Source organism: Achromobacter agilis (genome assembly GCF_900496965.1).
GTDB classification, from domain to species: domain Bacteria; phylum Pseudomonadota; class Gammaproteobacteria; order Burkholderiales; family Burkholderiaceae_B; genus Achromobacter; species Achromobacter agilis.
Genome location: NZ_UFQB01000003.1, coordinates 116,950 through 139,188 on the forward strand (window position 1 = coordinate 116,950; position 22,239 = coordinate 139,188).

Here is a 22,239-nt window from a genome sequence, read left to right on the forward strand (position 1 = left end):
ACAACGACGAGTCGGAGATAACCTCATGCTATTGACCCTGCTTGGCTTCGGCATGGTGATCACGTTCATGACGCTGATCATGACCAAGCGCCTGTCGCCCCTGGTGGCGCTCATCCTTGTCCCCATTATTTTCGCCCTGCTGGGCGGATTCGGGGCGGGCATCGACAAAATGATGCTGGACGGTATCCGCAAGATCGCCCCGACGGGCGTGATGCTGATGTTCGCCATCCTGTATTTCGGGGTCATGATCGACGCCGGCCTGTTCGACCCCATCGTCGGCCGCATCCTGCGGGCGGTGAAGGGCGATCCGCTGAAGATCGTAGTGGGCACGACCGTGCTGGCCCTCGTGATCTCGCTGGACGGCGACGGCTCCACCACCTACATGATCGTGGTAGCGTCGATGCTGCCGCTGTACCGCCGCCTGAAAATGAATGCCCTGTCCATGACCTGCCTGGCCATGCTGGCCAGCGGCGTCATGAACCTGACGCCCTGGGGCGGGCCCACGGCGCGCGCCGCCAGCGCGCTGCACGTGGACGCGGGCGACATCTTCGTGCCGCTGGTGCCGGTGATGGGCGTGGCGATCGTGTCCATCCTGGTCCTAGCGTTCTTCCTGGGACTGCGCGAACGCCGCCGCCTGGGCGTGCTCTCGCTGCCTGGCGGCGCATCGCTGCACGCGGGCTACGACGAGGACGGTCCCAAGACGCTGCCCGAGATCGAGGTCGACCAGGACCTGCGCCGGCCCAGGCTGCTGTGGGTGAACGCCGGGCTGACGCTGGCGCTGATGGTGAGCCTGATGGTGGGCGTGCTGCCGCTGCCGGTGTTGTTCATGATTGCCTTTGCGATCGCGCTGGTCATCAACTACCCCGATCTGGCCGAGCAGCGCCGCCGGGTGACGCAGCACGCCGGCAACGTGCTGTCGGTGGTGTCGCTGATTTTCGCGGCGGGCATCTTCACCGGAATCCTGTCGGGCACCGGCATGGTCGAGGCCATGTCGCGCAGCCTGCTGGCGGTGATTCCCGACGCGATGGGCCCGTACCTGGCCGGCATTACCGCGCTGGTCAGCCTGCCGTTCACCTTCTTCATGTCCAACGACGCCTTCTACTTCGGCGTGCTGCCCATCCTGAGCGAGGCGGCGCAGGGCTATGGCATTTCCGCGGTCGAGATGGCGCGCGCGTCGCTCGTGGGCCAGCCGGTGCATCTGCTGAGCCCGCTGGTGCCGTCGACCTACCTGCTGGTGGGCCTGGCCGGCGTCGACTTCGGCGACCACCAGCGCTATGCCCTGAAGTGGGCCACGATGGTCTGCCTGGTGATGCTTGCCGCCGCGCTGGCGTTCGGACTTTTCCCGCTCGTCGGACAACTCTCCTAAGGAGGCTTCATGGCTCTGCGCATTGCTTACGTCACCAGCGGGATGGGCCATACCGGCACCGCGATCTGCCAGGCGCTGCACCTCGCGGGGCACCGCGTGGTAGCGGGCTGCGGGCCGCGCTCCTCGCGCAAGGACCATTGGCTGAAGGAGCAGAAGTCCCTGGGGTACGACTTCATCGCGTCCGAAGGCGACGCCACGGACTGGGCGTCGACCGAGGCGGCCTTCGCCAAGGTGCGGCGCGAGGTCGGCGAGATCGACGTGCTGGTCAACAATGCGGGCGCGATGCTGGACATGCGCTTTCGCCAGATGAGCCACGCGGACTGGTCGGCAGTGCTGCGCAGCAACCTGGACACGCTCTTCAATAGCACCAAGCAGGTCGTGGACAGCATGGCCGACCGCGGCTGGGGGCGCATCGTCAACATCGGTTCCGTCGCTGCCGAGAAAGGCCAGATCGGCCAGATCAACTACGCCACGGCCAAGGGCGCGATCATCGGCTTTACGCGGTCGCTGGCGCAGGAAGTGGCGGCGCGGGGCGTGACCGTCAATCTGGTGTCGCCGGGCTTCATCGCCGACGACACCGTGAAGGCCTTCCCGCCCGCGCTCTTGGACCGCATCGTGGAGAGCGTGCCCGTGGGCCGGCTGGGCACCGCTCAGGACCTGGCCGGGCTGTGCGCCTGGCTGGCGTCCGACGCGGCCGCCTTCGTCACGGGCGCGAACTACGCGATCAACGGCGGCGTGTACATGAGCTGAGAATCAGTTCTCCAGCTTGACCGCGCCGCTGTCCAGCAGCTTTTTCCACTTGGCGTTGTCGGCCCGGATGAACGCCTGCAGATCTTCCGGGGAACCGCCGCCCGCGATCATGCCTGCATTGTCGAGGGCCGCCTTGAATTCCGGCGCGCGGATGGCGGCCTGCAGCGCTTTGTTCACCTGCTCCAGCTGCGCCGCCGGGATGGCGTTGCCGGCCGCGACCGAGAACCACTGCGTGGCCGCATAGCCCTTGAATCCCGACTCTTCCACGGTCGGCACGCCGGGCAGGCTGTCCAGGCGGTAGGGCGTCGTGACGGCGTAGGCCTTCAGCGTGCCGGCCTTGATCTGCGGCATCACCGGGGCCGACCCCAGGATCGCCAGCGGAATCTGTCCGCCCGCCACGTCCGCCACCGCCTGCCCGCCGCCTTTGTAGGGCACATGCACGATGCGGGTGCCGGCATACTGGTTCAGCAGCTCGCCCGCCAGGTTCTGCGACGTGCCATTGCCGGAACTGCCGTAGCTCCAGGCCTCGGGCCGCCGCTTCGCGTCGTCCAGCACGTCCTGCAGCGATCCCCGCGCATCCTTGGCGGGGCCGACGATGACCATGGGGCCCTGGGCCATCAGGATGACGGGCGACAGTTCGCGGCCGATCTCGGGCTGGGGCGTGGGATAGATCAGCGGCCCCGGCACGGTCAGCAGGTAGCCGTCGCTGGCCTTGCTGCGCGCCACCAGCTGCAGGGCGATGGCGCCCGCGGCGCCGGGACGGTTCTCCACGACGACGTTCAGACCGCTTTGCCGGGCCAGTTCCTGGGCGGCGATGCGGGTCAGGACGTCCGCGGTGCCGCCGGGCACGAAGCCGACCACCCAGGTAATCTGCTTGGCGGGCCAGTCCAGCCTGGCGTCCGCCGCGCCGGCGGATGCGGTTAGAGCGGCGCCCAGCAGCAGCGCGCCGCAACGGATAACGAACTTCATTTCTTTCCCCTGGTGTTTTTTATGTCGGTCGGTCCGCCTGGGCGTCAGCTGGGGTCCAGCTTGCCCGGCGGGGTATTCGGGTGCGCGATGCACGATTGGTTGAACGCCTGCACCATTTTCAGGATGGGGCCGAGCACCCAGGTGTTGAAGATGAGGATGTCGCTTTCTTCCTTGGGGTCTTGCTTCAGGTTGAACAGGTACGGCGATTCCAGTTTGCCCTTGCCTTCGTTGACCTCCGGCTCCCAATAGAAGTGCAGCTTCCAATCGCGCCATTTGACCGCGCGGAGATCGTTCTTGATATAGAACAGGAAGCCCTCCCGCTGCGATGCGGGGCTCGCGCCCGTGAAGAAGCCGGTCTGGTCGATGCCGTCGATGGGGCGGTCCTGCGGGATGGGCGCGCCGCCGATCCGCGACAGCGTGGTGTACAGGTCGGTAACGTGGACGATTTCGTTGGACACCTGGCCCGGCTTCACCCGGCCGGGCCACCGGATGATGAAGGGGACGCGCAGGCTGCCTTCCATGGCGGTGTGGTAGGTGCCGCTCCAGGGGCCAGCGGTGCCGCGGTAGGGTTTGCGGAACTCGGGGCCGTTGTCGCTGCAGAAAATGAAGACCGTGTCGTCGCGCAGGCCCAGTTCGTCCACGGCGCGGGATATCTGCCCGACGCGGTGGTCCATTTCCACCATGGAATCGGCGAAATCCCCGGCGCCGGTGCGCCCCGCGAAGTCGGGGTGCGGCAGGGTGGGGAAATGCAGATGCACCAGCGGCAGGTAGAGAAAAAATGGGCGGCTCGCCTGGGCGTGCTTGCGCATGAAGCCGATGGAGCGGTCCACGAGTTCGGCGTCGATGCCGCGGCGGGTGTCCAGGTCGTAGAGCTTGACGTTCTCGGAAGGCTCGCCCGCCCGGCCCTGCATGATGTACGGGAGGTCGGCCACCGAGGGATCGAAGCCGATCGACGATGTGAACTGGCTTTCGTCGGTGGTGCGGGGGATGCCGTACCACTCGTCGAAGCCCCGGTCGGACGGGTAGCGCCCGGGGATGTCGCCCAGGTGCCATTTGCCATAGTGCGCCGTGGCATAGCCCTGGGACGACAGCTGCTGCGCCAGGGTGATCTCGTCGCGCGCCAGCCCTTGCGGCAGCCCCGGCGGAACGGATTGCAGGCAGCCGGTGCGGATGGGGTGGCGGCCGCTCATCAGTGCCGAGCGCGTGGGCACGCAGTCGCTTTCCACGTTGAAGTTCTGCAGCAGCAGGCCTTCGGTGGCCAGGTGGTCGATGTGCGGCGTGGGGGCGCCGCGCAGGGCGCCGCCGCCGTAGCAGCCCAGTTCTCCCCATCCCAGGTTGTCGGCCACGATCAGTACGATGTTGGGCTTCTTGTCCATGCGCTGCGCCTCGTGTGTTTCTTCGGGTTTATGCCGGGGATTCTAGGGGGGCGTTTGCGGCGTAATATTCCTGAAAGTATGGATAGCCATAAATATCGTTCATGAATCTATCGCTGCGGGACATCGAGTACTTCCTGGCCGCAGTCGAGCACGGCAATCTGGGGCGCGCCGCGGCTGCCTGTGATGTCAGCCAGCCGGCCATGTCCAAGTCCCTGCAGCGGCTGGAGGCCGACACCGGCCTGGCGCTGCTGGACCGCAGCGGGCGCGGCCTGCGGTTGACGTCGGCGGGCCTGGTGTTCCTGGAGCACGCCAGGAAGCTTTGGGCCGAGTACCGGGACGCGGTCAGGCACGCGATGGAACTGCGGGTGGGCGAGGCGGGGCTGCTGCGTGTGGGCGCGACGGGCGCCACGGTGGACAGTTTCGTGATGCCGGCATTGCGGCTACTCTTGCCGCGCAGGCCCGCCCTGCGTATCCAGCTGACGCAGGGGCTGTCCGACGACCTGAACGACCAGGTCGCCAGCGGCAAGCTGGACCTCGCGGTGACTCCCCTCTATGCCGACGTGCCCGCCACGTTGCAGCAGGAACCCATACTCGAAGACCGCTTGTGCGTGGCCGCGAGCCGCGGGCATCCACTGGCCGCGCGCCGGAAATTGTCGTTGCACGACCTGCAAGGGCAGCGCTGGATACTGCCCGCGCTCACCTCCGTGGCACGCAAGGCGCTGGATGCGCGCTATGCGGAGGCCGGCCTGGAGCTGCCGACGGCCGCGCTGGAGGTCGAGCATTTCTCCAAAGGCACGCTGGAGCTCCTGGCGCGTTCGGATCTGTTGGCCGTCGCGCCGCAGAGCGCGTTGCGCGCGGACCGGAATATTGCGGTGCTGCCGGTCGTGCTGGGCAAGCCTTTACAGCGCCATATTGCGCTGATTTCCCGCCATGCCACCACTTGGTCGCCCTTGATGAAGGAGTTCCGCGGCGCGATCCTGGACAGTGCCGGGCTGGCCATTCCACGCTAGGACTTGCAGTGTCAGCGTCCCCACCGCGCTTTCAAGCGCTGTTCAAACGTGCGCAGCGCCACGTCGATGCAGATGCCTACGATGCCGATGGCGATCATGCCAGCCATGACGATGTTGGTGGCGATGTTGAGCTGACCCTGCACCATCATGTAGCCGATGCCGTTGCCCACGACGATCAGTTCCGCGCCTACCAGCGACTGCCAGCCGATCCCGGCGCTGACCCGCAGGCCAGCCAGGATGGACGGCAGCGAGGCGGGCAGCAGCACCTCGGCCACGATGCGGGGGCCGCTGGCGCCCAGGGTGCGGGACGCTTCCAGCAGCCGGGTGTCCACGAACTTGGCGCCACGGTAGGCGCTGATGAGGCAGGGCGGGAAGGCGCCGGCGAAGATGATCAGGGTCGGGCCGCCGATACCCGTGCCGAACCACAGGCCCGCGAACGGCACCCAGGCGATGGGCGCCACGAAGCGCAGCGCGTCGAAGAACGGGCTGACGACGTCGTCCAGCCAGCGATACCAGCCCATCAGCAGGCCCAGCGGAATGCCGATGGCGGCGGCCAGCAGGAAACCGCAGGCGAAGCGGTACAGGCTTGCGCCCAGATGCGTCCACAGCGTGGCGCCGGAATAGGGTTCGGCGCTGAACTGCACGATCGTGCGCAGCACGGCCAGCGGGCCGGGCAGGTAATTGGGCGGGAACACGCCGCTGACACTGAGCAGGTGCCAGGCAAGGAAGAAGCCGGCCAGGCCCAGGCAGGACAGGCCGAGATTGATGGCGGGCGAGTCGCCCGCGATGCGCGTCAGCGTAGCCATGGCAAGGCCCTCTTTTCGATCCATTCCAATCCGCGCGTCATCACCGCGCCCAGCAGGCCGACCCAGACCATGGCATACAGGATCATGCCGGGCCGGATGTCCAGGGCGGCTGTGTCCAGCACCTTGCCCAGGCCGATGAAGGCGCCGATGAGCTCGGCCGCAACCAGGGTCATCCAGGCCGTCTGCAGAGATAGGCGCAAGCCCGTGAAGATCATGGGCAAAGAGCCGGGGATCAGTACTTCGCGCAGCATGCGCAGCGGACCGCCCGCGCCATGCACCCGCGCCGCTTCGATCAGCGTGGGATCGATATTGCGCACGCCGGCATAGGTGTTGATCACCGCCGGTGTAAACGAGGAAACCCAGATCAGGAAGATCTTCGCTGGATCGCCCAGGCCCAGCCACAGGATTGCCAGCGGGATCCAGGCCAGCGGCGGAATCGGGCGCAGCAGCGAGAAGACCGGGCCGATCAGGGCGTCGAAACGCTTGCTGAAGCCCATGAGCAGGCCCAGCGGCACCCCGGTGGAAATGGCCACCAGAAAGCCCAGGAACACCAGGCGCAGGCTGTGTCCGATGTGCTGGAACAGCGTGCCGCCGGCATAGCCGGAGTCGCGCGACAGCTGTACCGCGGCCTGCCAGGTAGTGAGTGGGGTGGGGAAGCGCGCGCCGTTGACCAAGCCAAGCGCCGACACGATCCACCAGGCGGCGAAGGCGGCGGCAACGGCGGCCACGCCGACGGTAACGCGGCGGCGAGATACGCGCGGCCGCCGCGCGGGCAGGGTTGCGATATGTTCACTCATGGCCGGACCTCGCGGCCTGGCGGTCCAGGTGGGCCACGTCTTCCAGCAGCAGCAGCATGGCGGTGCAGTCCTGTTCCTGCCGGCCCCAGGACCTGGCCAGCGCGAACATCTCGCGGGCATAGCCGCCCAGTCCCAAGGGCGCGCCCACCGACGCGGCCAGGTTCATGGCCAGGTTGATGTCCTTGTAGCCCATGCGCAGGGGGAAGTCGGGGCTGATGTCGCCCGCCAGCACCTTGCCGGGGAAATTCGTGAGGAGCTGCCCGCGCCCCGCCGTAGTGTTGGACAGCACCTTGACGACGGTGGCGCGGTCCAGGCCCAGCTTGGCGGCAAACATCAGGGCCTCGCTCGTCAGCACCATGCCAACCATGGACATGTAGTTGTTGACGAGCTTGAGCCGGATGCCCGAACCGAAAGGTCCCACGTGCACGATCTCATCCGCCATGGCGGCGAAGATGGGGGCGGCCTGGTCGAAGTCGGCCTGCGCACCGCCGGCCATGATCAGCGCCTTGCCCTGCGCCGCTTCGCGCGGCGTGCGCCCGACGGGGGCGTCGATGCAACGCAGGCTCAGGGCCGCCAGGTCGGCGGCGATGCGGTCGGTCTCGACGGCGTCGCCCGTGCTCATTTCGATGACCAGCGCGCCGGGGTTCAAGCCCGCGGCCGCGCCATCGGCGCCGAACAGCGCGTCGCGGACGTGCGAGGAAGTGGGCAGCATGGTGATCGCCACGTCGCAGCCGCGCGCGGCGTCCAGCGGCGTGGCGGCCCGACGGAAACCGGTGTCCGCCAGCCGCTCCATGGCCGCGGGCATGACGTCGTAGCCTGATACGCCATACCCCTGCGCGGTCAGGTTGCGCAGCATCGCGCTCCCCATGACGCCCAGGCCCAGGAATGCGATGCGGGGTGATTCGGTGTGTTCCATGGGGCTTGCTCCGGTGTGGTCAGCTGCCTAGCCGCGCACTGGTGCTGCTGCGTGGCGGGGCGGTGGTGTCGCGGACGATCAGTTCCAGTTCAATGCAGACATTCTCGGGCGGCGTATCGGCGTCGGCGGCCAGCAGGATGTTGGCGGCGCGCTGGCCCAGCTCGAAGGCAGGCACGTTCAGGGTCGTGATGCCCGGACGGCAGTGGGCGGCCATTTCGATGTTGTCGAATCCCGTGATCGAAATCTGTTCGGGCACGCGCAGGTTCTGCCACAGGCATTCCTGCAGCGCGCCATAGGCCAGGATGTCGTTGCCGCACATGACCGCCGTAGGAGGTTCGGGCAAGCGCAGCAGCGTGGCCATGGCGCGGCGGGCTTCGGGCACGGTGTAGGGTTTTTCGATGACGTACTGCGGCGGCAGGTCGATGCCTCGGCGCGTGAGCGCGCGCGTGAAACCGGCCACGCGGTCGGCGGCTCGGTCATTGTCCTTGGAGATGCCGGCGATCACGCCGAGGCGGCGGTGCCCGATGTCCAGCAGATAGTCGGCGATGCGCTGCGCCGCCGCGGCGTTGTCCCATCCCACCATCGGCCAGGGATCGGCGTCGTCGTAGTGGCAGGTAGTGACGAAGGGAATGCCTTTGGAATGCAGCAATTCGTAGAGTTCGGGGTCGCGGCTGCGCCCGACCAGCATCATTGCGTCGACGCCGCGTTCGATCAGCGCGCGCACTTCGCCCGCTTCGCGCGCGGGGCTGTAGTTGGTGCTGGCCAGCAATAGCTGGTAGCCATGTTCATGGATTGCCTGCTGCATGCCGTCGACCAGCTTGGCGAACAGCGCGCTATCCACCGTGGGAATGATGGCGCCCATAGTGCGGGTCTTGCGCGAGGCCAGCGAGCGGGCTGCGCCGTGCGGCACATAGCCGGCCTCGGCAAGCAGCGCCATGGCGCGAGCCCGCAAGTCGGGCCGGACTTTTTCGGGGTGGTTCAGCACCCGCGACAAGGTGGCCGACGAGATGCCGCCGGCGGCGGCGATCGACTTCAGGGTGTCCCCGGGTAGGGGCGCAGACTTTCGCTTCATATTTGAAAGCGCTTTCAGAAACTTGATGGTGTGAATATACAGTTATTGAAACGCTGTGGTCTATCTCTAGGGTTTTCTCGGGGTTGAACGGGATTCTTGCGCGCTTATTCTTTGTATGCGCTTTCAAAAAACCGAGCCCAAACGCAGATCTGGGCCTGCTATCCGGGGAATGCCGCGGCAGCTCGCGCATGCAGACCGGAATCCACTAAAGGAGACTAAGCATGTCGAGAATCCCCCGCATCCTGGGTTTGTGCCTGGCGCCGCTGGGCGCTTTGTTGCTGACCCCGTCGGCATCGGCCCAGGCGCCGACCCCCATCAAAGTCAGCTATCAGATCGCCTATTGGGCGCTGCCGATCTACATCGCCACGGAAAAGAACTGGTGGGCCGAAGCGGGCCTGAAGCCGGAGTTCGTGGTGTACCCCGCAGGCGCGCAGCAGATCGCGGGCGCCGCGTCCAAGTCGTGGGACGTGGGCGGCACGGGCTCGCCACCGGCGGTGCTGGGCGCGCAGCGCTACGGCATCGTGACGCTGGGCGTCACTAATGACGAATCGACCGCCAACGGCGTGATGGCGCGCAAGGAGAACGCCGCGGCTGTGCGCAGCAACGCGGCCAAGGAAGTGAAGGGCAAGCAGGTACTGCTCAGTCCGAACTCCACGGGAGAATACGCGACCATGGCCTGCCTGAAGAAATGGGGCATGCAGCGTAGCGACGTCAGCGTGGTGACGCTGGCTCCCGCCCAGCTGGTGTCCGCGTTTATCGGCGGCAATGGCATGTTGGCCGGCACCTGGGCGCCCAATTTCTACACGCTGAACGAGCAGAGCGGCGCGGAAGTCGTATGCAGCGGCAAGGATGCGGGCGTGATGATTCCGGGGGCGTTGGTGGCGCGGGGTGAATTCGCCCAGCAGAATCCGGAAGCGGTCGCCAAGTTCCTGGCGGTCTACCTGCGGGCCGTCAGCTTCGAGAAGAACAACAAGGCGGAAGCCATGGGCTACCTGCGCAAACTGTTCCAGGCCAACGGCATCAAGCTCAACGACGGATACCTGGGGCAGGAGCTGGAACGGCCGATCTTCACGCTGGACGAACAACTCAAGCTGATGTCGCGGACCGGCGGCAAGTCCACGCTGGACAACGCGTACGAGGCGTTGTCCGGCTACCTGAAAAGCGTAGGCACGCTTACAGAGGTGCCGGATCCCAAGGCCTACATCACGGACGACTACATGAAGCGCGTCGACCAGACCCCGGCGCTCAAGACCTTCGCCAACAAGGCCAACTGAGCTTCATCCCTACTTCCGCGAGGCCATACCATGGCAGTAAGCAAGCTCAAGTCCGCGTCGAAACAGCCCCAGGGCAATGAGGCCGCGGCGCGCGAGGTCGCCGCCGAGATGCTGGCGAACATCAAGTCGGGAGGTGAAGCCGCGGTGCGCGACTACGCCAGGCGGTTGGACAAATGGGAGGGAGATATTCTGGTCAGCGCCGCCGAGATCGAGCGGCGCACGGCGTCCATCCCCGGCGGCATCAAGCGCGACATCGAATTCGCCGCCGGCCAGGTGCGCAAATTCGCACAGGCGCAGATGGCTTCGGTGCGCGAATTCGAGCTGGAGCTTGCGCCCGGCCTGGTCGCGGGGCAGCGGCTGATACCCGTCAACGTGGCGGGCTGCTACGTGCCCACGGGGCGCTATGCGCACATCGCCTCGGCCTACATGAGCATCGCTACCGCCAAGGCGGCCGGTGTGCCCACCGTCATCGCGTGTTCCACGCCTTACCGAGGCGAGGGCATACACCCTCAGGTGCTCTACGCCATGCAAGTCGCGGGCGTGGACGCCGTGATGACTCTGGGGGGCGTGCAGGCGATCGCCGCCATGGCCTACGGCCTGTTCACCGGCAGCCCGGCCGACATCATTGTCGGCCCGGGAAACAAGTTCGTGGCGGAAGCCAAGCGTATGCTGTTCGGCAGCGTGGGCATCGACGTCTTCGCAGGCCCATCCGAGGTCTGCATCATCGCCGACGCTTCTGCGGATCCGGCCATCGTCGCTTCGGACCTTGTCGGACAGGCCGAGCACGGCCACGAGTCGCCCGCGTGGCTGATCGCGACCGACCGCGCCCTGGCCGAAGCTGTGCTTGGACGAGTGCCGGAACTGATTGCCGCCTTGCCGCCCACCGCGCGGGACGCCGCGGGCGCCGCGTGGCGCGACTATGGCGAGGTGGTGCTTTGCGATACGCGCGAAGAGGCCGTGGAGGTTTCCGACCGCTACGCCAGCGAACACCTGGAGGTCCATTGCGAGGACCTGGACTGGTGGTTCAGGCGCCTGACCTGCTACGGCTCGCTCTTTCTGGGCGAGGAAACCACGGTGGCTTTCGGCGACAAGGCCAGCGGCACCAACCACATCCTGCCCACCAAGGGCGCGGCGCGCTATTCGGGCGGCCTGTCGGTGCACAAGTTCATCAAGACCGTGACCTGGCAGCGCATGACGCGGCAGGCCAGCCGCGATACCGCCCAGGTGACCGCCCGGATTTCCCGCCTGGAGGGCATGGAGGCGCACGCGCGCACGGCGGACGATCGCCTAGCCAAGTATTTTCCGCAGGAATCCTTCGAACTGGGCGAACCCGTGCGGGAGTGAAGCCATCATGCAGAACGACATGTTCCGCCTGTTCGACCTGGACGGCCGCGTTGCGCTGGTTAGCGGCGGCAGTTCCGGCATCGGCAAGACCATCGGCCTGGCGCTGGCGCGGGCAGGCGCCAGCGTGGTCCTGGTAGCGCGGCGCGCCCAGGAGCTCGCTTCCGCTGCGAGCGAGTTCGAGGCGGCAGGCCTGCGCGCGCGGCCCTTGCCCTGCGACCTGGCCGACCGTGACGCGCTGCGCGGCTTTGCGGCCCGCGCGGCCGAGCCTTTCGGCGCGCCCGACATCCTGGTCAACGCCTCGGGCATCAATGTGCGCAAGCCCTTCGAGGATACCGCCGACGAGGACTGGGACCGTTCTCTGGCGATCAACCTTACCGCGCCCTTCCTGCTGACCCGCGCGCTTGCGCCGGCCATGCGCGAGCGGGGCTGGGGCCGCATCATCAACATTACCTCGCTGCAATGCGTGCGCGCCTTTCCGGACAGTGCGCCCTATGGCGCTTCCAAGGGCGGCCTGATGCAGCTGACCCGCGCCATTGCCGAGTACTGGTCGCGCTATGGCGTCACCTGCAATGCGATCGCGCCCGGCTTTTTCGAGACTCCGCTGACCGCGCCTGTGATGGGCGATCCGGATCGCGTGCGGGCGCTGGCCGCGAGCACCATGATCGGGCGCAACGGCCAGCTCGACGACCTGCACGGCGCAGCCGTCTTCCTGGCAAGCGAAGCCTCGGCCTACATCACCGGGCAGACCCTGTTCATAGACGGCGGTTTTTCGGCCCGCTGACCGGCATCTCCGTGGAGTCCAGCCATGAAAGCCCTTGTCTACACCGAGCCCAACCAGCTGATTTACCGGGAGGAACCCGATCCCGTGCCGGGGAACGGCGACGCGCTGCTGCGCATCGAGGCGGTGGGCATCTGCGGCTCGGATATGCACGCTTATCATGGGCATGATCCGCGCCGCAAGCCGCCGCTGATTCTGGGCCATGAGTTCGTCGGCACGCTGGTGGGCGGCAGCCGCGCCGGCCAACGCGTCACCGGAAATCCGCTGATCCATTGCGGCCGGTGCGATTTTTGCGTGCAGGGCCGCAACAACCTGTGTAACGACCGCGGCATGGTGGGCATGACGCGCCCCGGTGCATTCGCCGAATTCATGGCCATTCCCGAGCGTTGTCTGATTCCGGTGCCGCAGGACATGCCGGCCGCCGCGGCCGCGCTGACCGAGCCGGCGGCCACCGCCTTGCACGGCGTGGCGCTGGCGCAGCGGGCGCTCTTCCGTCCGTTGGCCGAAGCCCGCGCGCTGGTCGTGGGCGGCGGCGCCATTGGCCTGCTCACGGCGCTGTTGCTGCGCAGCCAGGGGTGCCGCGTCAGCTTGGCCGAAACCAATCCGTTGCGGCGCGCCTCGGCAGGGCGGCACGCGGGCTGCACGGCATTCGATCCGCGCGAGACGGCGCCCGCGCCGGGCGCGTACGAGCTGGTTGTGGACGCGGTGGGAGGCAAGCTTACGCGGCCGGCCGCGCTGGCTGCGGTGCAGCCGGGCGGCGTCATGCTGCACATCGGCCTGCAGGACTGGGCCAGCGAAATCGACATGCGGCGGTTGACGCTGGACGAGATTACCTTGATTGGCGCCTACACCTACACCAGCGCGGATCTGCGTGCGACCGTGGAGGCATTGCATCGCGGCGTTTTCGGCGATCTGTCCTGGATCGAGCAGCGTGAACTGGGCGCGGGCGCGCAGGCCTTCTCCGACCTGGACGGCGGGCGCGCCGCATCGGCCAAGATCGTGCTGAGGACGCATTGACATGGCGCGCCATCCGCTGTCCCCCCGCGCCATCGCCGCCGCCCAGGCCGCCTTGGCTCTGCTCGACCGGAGCGCTGTCATGACCGTTGCCAGGCCTTCCGCCTATCCCCCTGCGCCGGCTCGCCGCCGCCTTTCGTTGCGCTGGCTGGTCAGCAGCGCATCGGTCGCGGCGCTGTTATTGGCCTGGTACGTGGCCACCGGCCCGCTGGAGCTATTGAGCGCGGTTCAGTTGCCGTCGCCCGCCGATGCCTGGGACGCCTTGCTGGAGATTGCCGGCGAGGGCTATGCCGACGGCACATTGCTGCAACACGTCGCAGCCAGCAGCGCGCTGGTGCTGTACGGTTTCGCGGCGGCGGCGCTGACGGGCGTGCCGTTGGGCATCCTGATGGGACAAAGCCGGCTGGTCGAAGCCTACGTCAATCCGGTGTTCCAGATCATCCGTCCGATCGCTCCCATTGCCTGGATTCCGCTGACGATACTGTGGTTCGGGCTGGGCACCGGCGCCAAGGTCTTCGTCATCTGGCTGGCGGCCTTCGCGCCCACGGTGATCAACACCTATACCGGCGTGCGCAATATCGACGAAACGCTGGTCGAGGCGGCGCGCGCCAATGGCGCAGCTGGCCGGCTGATGCTGCTGGACGTCGTCGTGCCCGGCGCGCTGCCGGCGATTTTCACCGGCCTGCGGACCTCGCTGCAGGCATGCTGGATGGTGCTGGTGGCGGCCGAGCTGGTTGGCTCCTTCGTGGGGCTGGGCCATGTGCTGATCATCGCTACCCGGGACCTGAACTCGGGAATGATCCTGGTAGCCATGGCTGCGGTGGCGGCGATGGGCATGCTGATGTCCGCGCTGCTCGCGCAAGTCGAACGTAGGATGATGCCATGGAAAGCCTGAACGACGTTCGCCTGGCGCGCGGGCGCGCCGCCGTGTCGCGGCGGGTGGCGGAACGCTGGCTGATGCCGGCCCTCGGAATCGTTAGCTTATTCGGCGGCTGGGCGCTGCTCTCCGGCCTGGGCCTGGTATCGCCCGCTTTCCTGCCGGGACCGTTGACCGTGCTGCGCAGCATGGCCGAACACACGCGCGAGCCCTATGCGGGTTCGGTTCTGCAGATGCATCTGCTGGCCAGCCTGGAGAAATTCCTGATCAGCTTTTCCATCGCCGTCTTGCTGGGCGTGCCGCTGGGTTTGTTCATGGGGCGCTTCAAAGCGCTGGACTGGGCGGTGGCGCCGGTGTTCGAGGCGTTTCGCTTCATTCCCCCGATTGCCTGGGTGCCGTTTGCGATCTTCTGGTTCGGCACCGGCTTCCTGTCGCCCACGCTGGTGATATTCGCCGGAGCCTTCGCGCCCTGCGTGTTGAACGCTTATCGCGGCGCCAAGCAGATCGACCGCACCCTCATTGAGGCCGGCCAGATGCTGGGCGCCGGCCGGTGGGCCACGCTGACGGAAATTCTGCTGCCGGCCTCGCTGGCGCACATCGTGGCCGGCATCCGGGTCGGCGCGGGGTTCGGCTGGCAGTCGCTGATCGGCGCGGAGCTGATCGTGGGGTCGACCGGGCTGGGCTACATGATCGTGCAGGGCGGCAGCAATCTGGAACCCGCCATCGTGATAAGCGGAATGATCACCATAGGGTTGATAGGCGCAGGCATCGACTACGCCATGCGCGCCCTGCAACGGCGGGTGCAGCGCGATTGGTCGCGCTGACCGGGACGAAAAAGGAGAGAGAACGGGCGGGCAGTGTGTAGCGGCATTCCATATTGGAGAGAGACAGATGAAACAATACAAAGGCCTCAAGGTCTTGGCGGCGATCGTGATCGGGTGCTGGCTGTGGGGGCCCGGGCAGGCGGAGGCCCAGGGCGCGCCGGCGGGCACGGAACTGTTCACCATCCGCATCGGGCAGCAGCCGCAGCGGTGGGCGCTGGAGTGGTACATCGCAAGCGAGAAGGGCTGGTGGCAAGAGGTGGGCCTGAAGCCCGAGATTTCGACCTTTGCCTCCGGTGCGGTGGAAATCGCGGCGGGCGCCTCCGGGTCCTGGGACGTGGGCGGGGCGGGCAACATCCCTTCGCTGCTCGGGGCGTCGAAGTACGGCTTGCAGACTATCGGCATTGCGGACGGCGAGGCCGCCATCATCACATTGATGGCCATCAAGGACCGGGCGGACGAATATCTCAAGAATCCGGCGCTGCTCAAGGGCAAGACCATACCCGTTACCAGCAACTCCACAGGCCAATGGGGCGCCGCCGAATGCCTGTCGAAGAAATTCGGGCTCAAACCCGATGACTATCGCTTCGTCAACCTCTCCCCGCCCGATATCAACGCCGCGGTGATGAGCGGCAAGTACGACATCTCTTCCGTGTGGGCGCCCAACACTTACATCCTGGAGGAGGCCATCGGCGCCAAGGTTATTTGCACGGGCGCGGAGTTGAAGATGCCAATCCACAGCTACCTGTTCACGACGCCGGCATTCGCCAAGCAGCATCCCGACAAGGTGGCCCGCTTCCTGGCGGTCTATTTGCGCGCGGTGGCCTGGCAGCGGGCGCATCCCGAAGAGGCCAGGGCATATCTGAAGGCGTTCTTCGGCAGCGTGGGCGTGAAATTTCCCGACAAGTACCTGGAGCAGGAACTGCGCGACCGGCCCGCTTTCGACCTGGCCGAGCAGACCAAACTGTTCGCGCCCGGTCCCGGCGGCGTCTCGGAGATCGTGGGGTGGTGGAACAGCGTTGGGGAATTCATGGTGTCCGTGGGCGTGGTCAAGAAGATTCCCGATCCCAAGACGATGGTCACGGGCAAGTATCTGCAGATGATCCAGGACGATCCCAAGCTCAGGGCCTTCGTCGCCAATGTCGCAAAGTAGGCCAGCGGCCGCGGTTCTCAACAAAGGAACGCAAGCATGAGTCAGATCACTTTCGAACGGGTGCAGCGCACCTTCAGCCGGGGCGGCGAGCGCTTCCTGGCGCTGGACGACGTCAGCTTCGAGGTGGGGGAAAGGGAGTTCGTCTCCATCGTCGGGCCCTCGGGTTGCGGCAAGACCACCTTGATGAGGATGGCGGCGGGCCTGGAGTTTCCCTCGGCGGGTAGCGTGCGTGTCGGCGGTAGAGATGTGGAGCAGCCCGGGCCCGACCGCGCCGTCGTATTCCAGCAGTTCGCGCTCTTCCCTTGGAAGACCGTGACCGAGAACATCGGCTTCGGCCTGAAGTGCAAGGGAGCCTCGCGCGAGGCGCGAGCGGCAACGGTGGCGCGTTATATCGAGCTGATGGGTTTGGCGGGCTACGAACAGGCCTATCCACACCAGTTGTCGGGCGGCATGCAGCAGCGCGTGGCGATCGCGCGCAGCTATGCGCTGGACCCCGACGTGCTGCTGATGGACGAGCCGTTCGGCGCGCTGGATGCGCAGACGCGGGTCGTCATGCAGGAAGAGCTGGTCAAACTGTCGCGGCTCAATCCGCGCACGGTGCTGTTCATCACGCACAGCGTGGAGGAAGCGGTGTACCTGTCGGACCGGGTGGTGGTGCTGACGGGGCGGCCCGGACAGATCAAAGAGATCATCAACGTCTCCGATGTGCGCAAGCGCGAGGACTGGGACAGCATGGAACGGATCGAGGACGTGATGGACATGGAGGCGTTCGTGCACCTGCGCACGCATATCTGGAAGCTGCTCCGGGCGCAGGAGACGGAGCCCCTGGACACCGCCCTGGCCACGGCCCATTGAAGGAACGAAACATGAAGCATATCGAGGATGGCGCCGCGCCGGCGTCCGGCCGGAAAGACCGGCCTGGAGACGAAACGATGAGTTCCCGGCTTGCTGCTCTGAAGACCCAGACCCCATGGTGGCGGCTCAAGGTTACGGAGGACGACGCGCGAGGCATCGAGCCCCGGCAGATGACGGTGATGCTGGAGCAGTTGATATTGATACGTCGCTTCGAGGAAAAACTCCTGAAGCTGAGCGTGGCCGGCATTCTGCATGGCCCCGCGCATTCCAGCATCGGGCAGGACGGAGCTGCGGTGGGAGCCATGTCGATGCTGGAGTCGACGGACAAGATCAACGGCACGCACCGCATGCACCATCAATTCCTGGCCAAGGCCCTGAACCACGCCACGTCCGCGGACTACGCGCCGCTGGCCTCGGAGACGCTGGCCGCGCACCGCGAAGTGGTGTACCGGACCTACGCCGAGATCCTGGGCCTGACGCCCGGCTATTGCGGCGGCCGGGGCGGTTCCATGCATCTGCGCTATCCCGAAGCCGGCATCTACGGTTCGAACGCCATCGTGGGCGGCAACCCATCGCACGCCGTGGGCTACGCCTTCGCCGACAAGCTGCGCGGACGCGACCACGTGTCCGTGGCCTTTTTCGGCGACGGCGCCATGCAGAGCGGCGCGGCCTACGAGGCCATGAACCTGGCGGCGCTCTACAGTACGTCCACGATCTTTTTCGTGGAAAACAATCTGTACGCAGTGTCTACGCACGTCTCCGAACAGACCCGCGAGACCCGGCTGTCGGCGCGCGGCCTGTCGCTGGGCGTGCCGGCCATCGAGTTCGATGGCATGGACGTCGTGGCCGCGCGCCTGGCCATGCAGGAAGCGCGCGCCATCATTCGCCGCGACGGCGGACCGGTGCTGCTGGAGGCGCAGACCTACCGCTATCTGCACCAGTCCGGCGCCCTGAAAGGCAGCGCGTTCCGCTACCGCGAAAAAGAGGAAGAGGAAGCCTGGCAGGCACGCGATCCCATCGTGACGTTCCCGGCCCAGTTGAAGGCGCTGGGCTTGATCGACGATGCCGGCATCGCGGTGCTCGAACGCCGGGCGGACGAACTGATCGACGGCGCGCTGGAGCGGCTGCTGGAGCACTATGGCGACGAGAAATCGCAGCGCATCAGGTCCGAGCTGTGGCCCGATCCGGCGAGCGTGGACACGGGCATCCGGGGCGACCTGAGCGAGCTGGCGGGCCAGCGCGTGGCGGAACTGGAAGACCAGCCGTCCGCCGGTCTCGCGGACGCGAAGTTCCAGGACGTGATCTCGCGGGCGATGCTGCTGAACATGCAGCGCGACGACGGCATCTTCATCCTGGGCGAGGACGTGCATCGCCTGAAGGGCGGCACCGCTGGCGCCACCAAGGATATCGGGGACCATTTCCCCGGGCGGCTCATTGGCACGCCGATCTGCGAGAACGGCTTCACCGGCCTGGCGCTGGGAGCGGCCTTGAACGGCATGCGCCCGGTGGTGGAAATCATGTACCCGGATTTCGCGCTGGTCGCGGCGGATCAGCTGTTCAACCAGATCGCCAAGGTACGGCATATGTTCGGCGGCAAGTTCGCCGTGCCCGTGGTGGTGCGCAGCCGCGTCACGGCCGGCACCGGCTACGGTTCGCAGCATTCGATGGACGCCAGCGGTCTGTTCGCGCAGTACCCCGGATGGCGCATCCTGGCGCCGTCGCGCCCCTACGACTATATCGGGCTGCTCAATGCCGCGCTGCGCTGCGACGACCCGGTGCTGATCGTGGAATACAACGACCTCTTCAAGAAGGTGGACAAGGTGCCGGCGGAGGACTGGGACTACATCGTTCCCATCGGCCGCGCTCGCGTCGCCCGGCAAGGCTCGCGCTGCACCATCCTGACCTATGGGCTCATGGTCGAGACCTGCTGCCAGGTGGCGGAACGCAGCGGCATCGACGCGCAGGTGATCGATCTGCGCACGCTGGATCCGCTGGGCATCGATTGGGAAACCATCGAGGCGGGCGTCCGGCGCACGCAGGCGCTGATGATCGTGGAGCAGACCACCCGCGGCACCTCGATCGGGGCGCGGGTGGCCAGCGATGCGCAGTCGCGCCTGTTCGACTGGCTGGACCACGAAATCGTCCATGTCACCGGATCGAATTCGTCGCCGGTGGTTTCCAAGGTGCTGGAGCGGGCCGCGCTGGCGGACGCGCAGGCCGTGGAGACGGCGCTCCGGTCCCTGGACAGCCGCCGCGGCGATTCCCGCTGATGCCAGCGTCCGCGCCGGGGAGATAGACCAATGCTGAAAGATAGATTGCTAGCCACGCACCATACCGCCATCTGCGTCAACGATTTCGAGCGGGCCCGGAATTTCTACACGGATTTCCTGGGCTTCGAGCTGGAAGGGGAGATGGACCACCGCTCGGAACCCGCGCTGGGCGAGGTGGTGGGACTGCCCGGGGCGACCATACGCTGGGCGATGCTGCGCCATGGCGCGCACCGGATCGAATTATTCAAGTACTACGAGCCGGACGGCGACAAGCGTCCGCGCCGGCAATGCGACTTCGGCTACAGCCACATGGCGTTCGAGGTCGAGGATGTGGACGCGGTGTTCGAGCAGGCGAGCCGCGCGGGATATGAAAGCGTGTCGTCCCCGCGCGTGATGCGGCAGGGGCGCACCAAGGTGTTCTATCTGATGGAGCCTGAAGGCGCCATTACGGAGTTCATCCAGTTCATGAAGGAAACAGCATGACCAGAATGCTAGACATGGTCGTCCCGCCGACGGGGGAGGCGCTGGACGCCGCCCGCCTGGTCGCCTGGATCGTGCCGCCGGGCCAAGCGTTCAAGTCGGGGGACGTGCTGGTCGAGATCGAGACCGACAAGTCCATCATCGAGGTGCCCGCGCATGAAGACGGAGTCATGGTTGAGCACGTCGTGGCCGTCGATGGCGTGGTGAACGCGGATACGGTCATCGCCAGGATTCGGGTGGAGGGCGAAGCGCCTGCCCAGGAGAGCAAGGCCGCGCCACTCACCGCTTCCGCGGGCCGAGCCGAGGCGGCTTCCGCGCCGGCGTCCCGGCCGCCGCAAGCCGCCCAGGCAGCGCCTGCGGGCGAGCGCAAATTCGCCACGCCCGCGGCGCGACGCGTGGCGGCCGAACGCGGCATCGCGCTGGACGCGGTCCAAGGGTCCGGTCCGAACGGCAGAGTGACCGTGGCCGACATCGGGCAGGCACGGACGCAGGCCCGCGACGGCGGACAGGCGAATGTGCGCGAAGCCTGGGCAGCGACGCGCCACGGGGACATGCGTCTGAGCCTATGGGAGGCCGAGGCTCGTCCCGGCGGCCCGACGGTCGTGCTCGTCCACGGCATGTTCGGCGACCGAGATACCTGGGCCAGCCTGGCGCATGCGCTCAGCAGGGCTGGCCTGCGCGTGCTGGCGATGGACCTGCCTTGCCACGGCCAGACGCGTTCGCAGGCTACGGGCTTCGAGGACGTCGTCGACACGGTGGCTGACGCCATTGCATCCCATTGCGGCGGGCCGGTGACGTTGGTGGGCCATTCGTTCGGGGCGGCGGTCGCGGCCAGGGTGGTGTCGCGGCCTGGCGTCGGCGCGGAAGCCCTGGTGCTGATCGCACCGCTGGGGCTGGGCACCGAGATCGACCAGAGTTTCCTCACCGGCATGACGCACGCCTCCACCAATGAAGCCGTGCAGCGCGAACTGACGAAGCTCACGGTCTCGGGCATGACGCCGTCGGCGGCTTTCATCGACGCGCTGCGCCAGGGCACGCAGGCTCGCCGCGAGGCTCTGGTCGAGCTGTGCCGCTCGGCCGGCTGGAACGGCGTGCAGCAGCTGCACATAGGTCCGGACCTGGAAAGCGCGTCGTGCCGCTGCACCATCATCCACGGCCGGAGGGACACGATCATTCCATGGCGACACGCCTTGAACGCGCCGCCCCGCACGGCGCTGCACCTGCTGCCCGATGCGGGCCACATGCCGCAATGGGAGGCCGGAAAACTGGTCGCGGATATCGTGCTGGAGAGCATGTCGACGCGGCGCTGAGCCGCGGGCCGGTTCATCCGCCCGGCACCAGCGTTTCCATATGCTTGTTGAAACGCTCGCCCTCGACCATCAGCCAGTCGCAGAACGTCTTCAGCAGGGGATCGTGGCGCCTCTCTTCGCGGATGATGATGAAGTAGCCGGGCGACTGGACGGTCAGCGGCCCGAACGGCGCCACCAGCCGCCCGTCCTCGATATCGCTGGCCACCAGCGACGAATAGCCGATGGTCATGCCCAGTCCGTCGAGCGCGGCCTGCAACGCGAAGTACAGATGTTCCAGCTCCAATGATTCGGCCGGCACGACGCGGCTGTGCTGGACGCTGGCGAGCCAGTCGCTCCAGGCGCTGCGCCGCGCGCGGCAGTGCAGGAACGTGTGGCGCGACAGATCGGTGATGCGGGCAAGCGGCAGCCGTTGCAGAAGGCCGGGGGCGCATACGGGGAAAAAGCTCTCGTTCAGCACGCGGCGCTTGTAGAGGCCGGGCGTGGGCTCGGCCTCGCGCCGGATCACCACGTCCAGGTTCGAGGGCAGGAGGCGAAAGGGTTCCAGCCCGGTGGATATCTCCACTTCCACTTCCGGGTACTGCTCGCGGAATCGCGCCAGCCGGGGGAACAGCCAGCGCATGGTGAAAGTGGGAAGGGCATTGACGCGCAGCACCTCCCGCGAGCGCAGGCTGCGCGAGGCCGAGGCGATGGCGTTGAGCGCCGGGCTGATGGTGTCCAGGTACAGGCGCCCCTGGTCCGTGAGCTCGATCCTCTTGCCGAGGCGCCGGAACAGCTTCACGCCCAGCCAGTCTTCCAGCGCCTTGATCTGATGGCTGATCGCGCCATGCGTGACGGACAGCTCGTCCGCGGCCTGCGTGAAGCTCAGCTGGCGGCCGGCGGATTCGAAGGCGCGAATGGATGTCAACGGCGGGAGTCTGGGTTTCATTGTGAATTTTCCTCACAGCAGTCGCGAAAAATGATGCCTGGCTTCGGCGCGTACGCCATGCTGGAATACGCCCAAC

General features: G+C 66.7%; 21 protein-coding genes. 14 read left to right on the forward strand and 7 right to left on the reverse strand.

Annotation, left to right across the window (positions count from 1 at the left end; all coding sequences use genetic code 11):
• The first annotated feature begins 25 nt into the window (after positions 1–25).
• Both AGI3411_RS04645 and AGI3411_RS04650 read left to right on the forward strand, forming a co-directional pair.
• Entirely contained in the window at positions 26–1,366 is a 1,341-nt protein-coding gene (locus tag AGI3411_RS04645; protein ID WP_129526236.1) for a CitMHS family transporter, read from the forward strand.
• A 9-nt stretch (positions 1,367–1,375) separates the two neighbouring features.
• Positions 1,376–2,116 (forward strand): SDR family oxidoreductase, encoded by a 741-nt coding sequence (locus AGI3411_RS04650; RefSeq protein WP_129526237.1) that lies wholly within the window; start codon positions 1,376–1,378, stop codon positions 2,114–2,116.
• Positions 2,117–2,119: 3 nt separating this feature from the next.
• On the opposite strand, the gene AGI3411_RS04655 is transcribed toward AGI3411_RS04650, so the two are convergent.
• Positions 2,120–3,085, reverse strand: a complete 966-nt coding sequence (locus AGI3411_RS04655) for a tripartite tricarboxylate transporter substrate-binding protein (RefSeq protein ID WP_129526238.1) — start codon at positions 3,083–3,085, stop codon at positions 2,120–2,122.
• 44 nt (positions 3,086–3,129) lie between these two features.
• Positions 3,130–4,461 carry an arylsulfatase gene (locus AGI3411_RS04660; protein WP_129526239.1) on the reverse strand — a complete coding sequence of 444 codons (1,332 nt, stop codon included), beginning with the start codon at positions 4,459–4,461 and terminating at the stop codon, positions 3,130–3,132.
• Between the two features lie 101 nt (positions 4,462–4,562).
• On the opposite strand from AGI3411_RS04660, the gene AGI3411_RS04665 reads away from it, so the two are divergent.
• Positions 4,563–5,471: a LysR family transcriptional regulator gene (locus tag AGI3411_RS04665; RefSeq protein WP_129526240.1), complete on the forward strand. Its 909-nt coding sequence runs from the start codon at positions 4,563–4,565 to the stop codon at positions 5,469–5,471.
• Positions 5,472–5,482: 11 nt separating this feature from the next.
• On the opposite strand, the gene AGI3411_RS04670 is transcribed toward AGI3411_RS04665, so the two are convergent.
• From AGI3411_RS04670 to AGI3411_RS04685, 4 genes are read right to left on the reverse strand one after another with little or no spacing between them, the layout of a single operon-like run.
• Positions 5,483–6,277, reverse strand: a complete 795-nt coding sequence (locus AGI3411_RS04670) for an ABC transporter permease (protein ID WP_043543509.1) — start codon at positions 6,275–6,277, stop codon at positions 5,483–5,485.
• Positions 6,265–7,074 (reverse strand): ABC transporter permease, encoded by an 810-nt coding sequence (locus tag AGI3411_RS04675; protein ID WP_043543508.1) that lies wholly within the window; start codon positions 7,072–7,074, stop codon positions 6,265–6,267. Before AGI3411_RS04675 ends, AGI3411_RS04670 begins: the two co-directional genes overlap by 13 nt.
• Positions 7,067–7,990: an NAD(P)-dependent oxidoreductase gene (locus AGI3411_RS04680; RefSeq protein ID WP_129526241.1), complete on the reverse strand. Its 924-nt coding sequence runs from the start codon at positions 7,988–7,990 to the stop codon at positions 7,067–7,069. The genes AGI3411_RS04675 and AGI3411_RS04680 overlap by 8 nt, the downstream gene beginning before the upstream one ends.
• Before the next feature lie 19 nt (positions 7,991–8,009).
• On the reverse strand, positions 8,010–9,062 hold the full coding sequence (locus AGI3411_RS04685) for a LacI family DNA-binding transcriptional regulator (protein ID WP_043543505.1): 1,053 nt from the start codon (positions 9,060–9,062) through the stop codon (positions 8,010–8,012).
• Positions 9,063–9,283: 221 nt separating this feature from the next.
• Between AGI3411_RS04685 and AGI3411_RS04690 the strand changes: the two genes are divergently transcribed.
• From AGI3411_RS04690 to AGI3411_RS04740, 11 genes are all read left to right on the forward strand, one after another.
• A complete protein-coding gene (locus AGI3411_RS04690) occupies positions 9,284–10,336 on the forward strand; it encodes an ABC transporter substrate-binding protein (protein ID WP_129526242.1) in 1,053 nt (350 codons plus the stop codon).
• A gap of 30 nt (positions 10,337–10,366) precedes the next feature.
• A complete protein-coding gene (hpsN, locus tag AGI3411_RS04695) occupies positions 10,367–11,680 on the forward strand; it encodes a sulfopropanediol 3-dehydrogenase (RefSeq protein WP_129526243.1) in 1,314 nt (437 codons plus the stop codon).
• A 7-nt stretch (positions 11,681–11,687) separates the two neighbouring features.
• Complete coding sequence (locus tag AGI3411_RS04700; protein ID WP_129526244.1) at positions 11,688–12,461, forward strand: SDR family NAD(P)-dependent oxidoreductase; 774 nt, start codon at positions 11,688–11,690, stop codon at positions 12,459–12,461.
• 24 nt (positions 12,462–12,485) lie between these two features.
• A complete protein-coding gene (locus AGI3411_RS04705; RefSeq protein ID WP_129526245.1) occupies positions 12,486–13,475 on the forward strand; it encodes an alcohol dehydrogenase catalytic domain-containing protein in 990 nt (329 codons plus the stop codon).
• 1 nt (position 13,476) lies between these two features.
• Positions 13,477–14,367 carry an ABC transporter permease gene (locus AGI3411_RS04710; protein WP_244240255.1) on the forward strand — a complete coding sequence of 297 codons (891 nt, stop codon included), beginning with the start codon at positions 13,477–13,479 and terminating at the stop codon, positions 14,365–14,367.
• The gene (locus AGI3411_RS04715; RefSeq protein ID WP_129526246.1) at positions 14,355–15,173 is read left to right on the forward strand and encodes an ABC transporter permease; all 819 of its coding nucleotides are present in this window, start codon (positions 14,355–14,357) and stop codon (positions 15,171–15,173) included. The genes AGI3411_RS04710 and AGI3411_RS04715 overlap by 13 nt, the downstream gene beginning before the upstream one ends.
• A 67-nt stretch (positions 15,174–15,240) precedes the next feature.
• Entirely contained in the window at positions 15,241–16,323 is a 1,083-nt protein-coding gene (locus tag AGI3411_RS04720; protein ID WP_129526247.1) for an ABC transporter substrate-binding protein, read from the forward strand.
• 36 nt (positions 16,324–16,359) lie between these two features.
• The gene (locus AGI3411_RS04725) at positions 16,360–17,178 is read left to right on the forward strand and encodes an ABC transporter ATP-binding protein (RefSeq protein WP_129526248.1); all 819 of its coding nucleotides are present in this window, start codon (positions 16,360–16,362) and stop codon (positions 17,176–17,178) included.
• Between the two features lie 11 nt (positions 17,179–17,189).
• On the forward strand, positions 17,190–19,448 hold the full coding sequence (locus tag AGI3411_RS04730; protein WP_244240256.1) for an alpha-ketoacid dehydrogenase subunit alpha/beta: 2,259 nt from the start codon (positions 17,190–17,192) through the stop codon (positions 19,446–19,448).
• 30 nt (positions 19,449–19,478) lie between these two features.
• Positions 19,479–19,931: a VOC family protein gene (locus AGI3411_RS04735; protein ID WP_129526249.1), complete on the forward strand. Its 453-nt coding sequence runs from the start codon at positions 19,479–19,481 to the stop codon at positions 19,929–19,931.
• A complete protein-coding gene (locus AGI3411_RS04740; RefSeq protein WP_129526250.1) occupies positions 19,928–21,238 on the forward strand; it encodes an alpha/beta fold hydrolase in 1,311 nt (436 codons plus the stop codon). Before AGI3411_RS04735 ends, AGI3411_RS04740 begins: the two co-directional genes overlap by 4 nt.
• Positions 21,239–21,251: 13 nt before the next feature.
• On the opposite strand, the gene gcvA is transcribed toward AGI3411_RS04740, so the two are convergent.
• Positions 21,252–22,163, reverse strand: a complete 912-nt coding sequence (gene gcvA, locus AGI3411_RS04745; protein WP_129526251.1) for a transcriptional regulator GcvA — start codon at positions 22,161–22,163, stop codon at positions 21,252–21,254.
• Positions 22,164–22,239: the final 76 nt, after the last annotated feature.